This is a genomic window from uncultured Mycobacterium sp., from assembly GCF_964249325.1.
Taxonomy (GTDB): domain Bacteria; phylum Actinomycetota; class Actinomycetes; order Mycobacteriales; family Mycobacteriaceae; genus Mycobacterium.
On sequence record NZ_CAXUCH010000085.1, the window covers coordinates 1 to 3,871 of the forward strand.

Annotated in this window: 3 protein-coding genes and 1 pseudogene (1 of these 4 cut by a window edge); 2 read left to right on the top strand and 2 right to left on the bottom strand. The window is 66.0% G+C overall.

The window, feature by feature from the left end; genetic code table 11:
• Positions 1 to 199: septation protein SepH (sepH, locus tag ACFE99_RS12620; RefSeq protein ID WP_375485728.1), on the bottom strand; the 199-nt coding region annotated here is incomplete at its 3' end.
• Positions 200 to 311: 112 nt separating this feature from the next.
• Positions 312 to 1,430, bottom strand: a complete 1,119-nt coding sequence (serC, locus tag ACFE99_RS12625; protein WP_375485730.1) for a phosphoserine transaminase — start codon at positions 1,428 to 1,430, stop codon at positions 312 to 314.
• Positions 1,431 to 1,624: 194 nt separating this feature from the next.
• Here serC and ACFE99_RS12630 point away from each other — a divergent pair, with 194 nt between their 5' ends.
• On the top strand, positions 1,625 to 2,647 hold the full coding sequence (locus ACFE99_RS12630) for a diiron oxygenase (RefSeq protein ID WP_375485732.1): 1,023 nt from the start codon (positions 1,625 to 1,627) through the stop codon (positions 2,645 to 2,647).
• A 9-nt stretch (positions 2,648 to 2,656) separates the two neighbouring features.
• A pseudogene (locus ACFE99_RS12635) lies at positions 2,657 to 3,871 on the top strand (FAD-dependent oxidoreductase); it runs 477 nt beyond the window's last position.

Consider the following 3,871-nt stretch of genomic DNA (forward strand, 5'->3'; position numbering starts at 1 on the left):
CTTTGGGGCTGGGCATGTTGTTGACCTCGATGTCGATCCGGGTTTGCCCCAGCCCTGCCCCGTCGCCGCGTACCGCAGCCCGCAGCCGGTCGTCCACCAGCAGCTTGAACTTTTCGCTCGGGTCCCCGTTGCCGGCAAGGCCTTCGCAGATGATGTGTTTGCCGTCGACATCGAGTCCAAGCACCGCGAGTTCCCGCATGTCGACCTCCTCGCAGGCTCTTTGCCTACCAACGCGACGGGCCTGTCAGGTGCGCACTCTAATGCAGCTAGCGGCCAGAACCGCGCTGACACGCGGGCTGGCGGAGGACCGTTTAGAGCCGTTCGACCACCCAGTCGATGCACTCGGTGAGCGCGCTGACGTCATCGGGGTCGACCGCGGGGAACATGCCGACCCGCAGTTGGTTGCGGCCGAGTTTGCGGTATGGCTCGGTGTCGACGATGCCGTTGGCCCGCAGCACCTTGGCCACCGCCGCGGCATCGACGTCGTCGCTGAAGTCGATGGTGCCAACGACCTGGGACCGCAGCCGGGGCTCGGCGACGAACGGCGTGGCGTAGGGCCGCTCTTGCGCCCACGAGTACAGCCGCTGCGAGGAGTCCGCAGTGCGCTTGACCGCCCATTCCAGCCCGCCGTTGCCGATCAGCCAGTCGATTTGCTCTGCCAGCAGCACGAGCGTGCCGATCGCCGGGGTGTTGTAAGTCTGGTTCTTGACGCTGTTGTCCACCGCGATCGGCAGCGACAGGAAGTCGGGCACCCAGCGCCCAGACGCGGCGATGGCTTCGATGCGCGCGAGCGCCGCCGGGCTCAGCAGCGCTATCCACAAGCCGCCGTCGCTGGCGAAACTCTTCTGCGGCGCGAAGTAGTAGGCGTCGGCCTCGGTGATGTCGACCGGCAGGCCACCGGCACCCGACGTGGCGTCGATGACGACCAGGGTGTCGCCCGAGCCGGCCGGGCGTTGCACCGGCACCGCCACCCCGGTCGACGTTTCGTTGTGTGCCCACGCGATGACGTCGACCGACGGATCGCTCTGCGGTTCCGGCGCGCTGCCGGGCTCGGCCTTGATGACGATCGGGTCGCCGATGAACGGGTTCTTCGCGACCGCCGAGGTGAACTTGGAGCTGAACTCGCCATAGCTCAGGTGCAGCGACCGCTTGTCGATCAGGCAGAACGCCGCGGCGTCCCAGAATGCCGTCGCGCCGCCGTTGCCCAGAATCACCTCATAACCGTCGGGGAGCGAGAAATAGTCGCGCAACCCGCTGCGGACCCGGCCGACCAGGTCTTTCACCGGGGCCTGCCGGTGCGACGTGCCGAACAGCCCGGCCGCGCTACCGCTCAGCGCCTGTAGTTGTTCGGGGCGGACCTTCGACGGTCCACAACCGAAGCGGCCGTCGCGGGGTTTGATGCCGTCAGGAATCGTCAACTGGTCAGCCATGGCCACCAGCCTAGTGAGCGGCCGGTGGGGCTGGCTGACCGCGGCGGCAGGACCGCGGGAAGTGACCTGGGTCACAGAAAAGTCGTTCAGTTGGGTTGTGCCACAGTGCCGTACCCGGGTCTAGCAAGTTTCCGGTACCTGCGGTACTGTGTACACGAAGCGTCCAAATGTAAACCTCGCTAGGAGGCTAGCCCATGGCTCGGACGAAGATGGTGCAGCGGTGGCGTCGCAACATGGAGGTGCGCGACGACGCCGACTACGTCGACAAGCTAACCACACTGTCCGAGGGGTCGGTGCGGCGCAATTTCAACCCGTACACCGACATCGACTGGGACGCACCCGAATTCGCGGTCACCGACAACGACCCGCGGTGGGTCCTGCCGGCCACCGACCCGCTGGGCCGCCACCCGTGGTATCAGGCGCAGCCGCTGGAGCGCAAGATCAAGATCGGTATGTGGCGGCAGGCCAACGTCGCCAAAGTGGGCCTGCACTTTGAATCGATCCTGATCCGCGGCCTGATGGAGTACGCGTTCTGGGTGCCCAACGGCTCCCCGGAGTACCGCTACTGCCTGCACGAGGCGGTCGAAGAGTGCAACCACACGATGATGTTCCAGGAGATGGTGAACCGCATCGGCACCGACGTGCCCGGCATGCCGCGGCTGCTGAAGTGGGTCCAGCCGTTGATTCCGTTGGTCGCCGGCCCGCTGCCGATCCCGTTCTGGTTCGGCATCCTCGCCGGCGAGGAGCCCATCGACCACGCGCAGAAAAATATCCTGCGTGAGGGCAAGGAGCTGCATCCGATCATGGAGCGGGTGATGGCCATACACGTGGCCGAGGAAGCGCGCCACATCTCCTTCGCTCACGAATACCTGCGCAAGCGGGTTCCGCACCTGCCGCGGCGCAAGCGGTTCTGGCTCTCGCTGTATGTTCCGCTGACGATGCGCGTCCTGTGCTCGGCGATCGTGGTGCCACCGAGGGCCTTTTGGCGTGAGTTCGACATTCCCCGTGAGGTGCGCAAGGAAGTGTTCTTCCGTTCGCCGGAGTCGCAGAAGATGATTCGCGACATGTTCGGCGACGTGCGGATGCTCTGCTACGACACCGGTCTGATGAACCCGGTCGCCAAGCTGATGTGGCGGACCTGCAAGATCAACGGCAAGCCGTCGCGCTACCGCAGCGAGCCGCAGCGCCAGCATCTGGTCGCGGTTCCGGCCGCATAGCCCTGCTTCATGCCGCACGTCATCACCCAGTCGTGCTGTAGCGACGGGTCCTGCGTTTACGCCTGTCCGGTCAACTGCATCCATCCCACACCGGACGAGCCGGGGTTCGCCACCTCCGAGATGCTCTATATCGACCCGGTCGCCTGTGTCGACTGCGGGGCCTGTGTGAGCGCCTGCCCGGTGGGAGCGATTGCGTCCGATAACCGGCTGACCGTCGAGCAGCAGCCGTTCGTCGAAATCAACGCCTCCTATTATCCGGAGCGCCCGGCCGATGAGAAGCTGCCACCGGCCTCGAAGCTGGCGCCGGTGCTCCCGGCGCCGCAGGTACGCCGCGGCCCGTTGACCGTGGCCATCGTCGGGTCGGGGCCGGCGGCGATGTACGCGGCCGATGAACTGCTCACCCAACACGGTGTGCGGGTCAACGTCTTCGAAAAGCTGCCGGTGCCTTACGGGTTGGTGCGCGCAGGGGTGGCACCCGACCACCAGACCACCAAACAGGTCACCACGCTGTTCGACCGGATCGCAAGGCGTCGCGGCTTTCGGTTCTATCTCAACATCGAGGTCGGCAGGCACCTGAGCCACGCCGACCTGCTCGCTCACCACCATGCCGTGATCTATGCCAGCGGCGCGCCCAACGACCGTCGGCTCGACGTCGACGGCATGGGCCAACGCGGTACCGCAACCGCCACCGAGGTGGTGGCGTGGTACAACGGTCACCCCGAATTTGCTGATCTGGCAATCGATCTCAGTCATGAGCGCGTGGTGATCATCGGCAACGGCAACGTCGCTTTGGATGTGGCCCGCGTGCTCACCGCCGACCCGGACGAGCTGGCGCGCACCGACATCTCGGACCGAGCGCTGAAAGCGCTGCGCTGCTCGCGGGTGCAGGAGGTGGTCATCGCTGCCCGACGCGGGCCGGCGCATTCGGTGGTCACGCTGCCCGAGCTGATCGGGTTGACGACGACAGCCGACGTCGTGCTGAGCGCCGCGGACCACGAGCTGGTGCGCCGCGACCTGGCGACCATCTCCGACGCCTTGACCCGGCAGAAACTGGAGATCTTGAGCAAACTCGGTGACGGCTCGTCCGTCCCGTCGGGACGGCGTATCCGACTGGCATACCAAGTCACACCCAAGCGGGTTCTCGGCCAACAGCGCGCCAGCGGGGTGGAGTTCTGCGTGACCGGTACCGACGAGATCCGCCAACTCGACGCGGGACTGGTGTTG

Coding starts and splice junctions, on each gene's coding strand:
- serC (WP_375485730.1), bottom strand. CDS start 1,430: ATGGCTGACCAGTTGACGATTCCTGACGGCATCAAACCCCGCGACGGC.
- ACFE99_RS12630 (WP_375485732.1), top strand. CDS start 1,625: ATGGCTCGGACGAAGATGGTGCAGCGGTGGCGTCGCAACATGGAGGTG.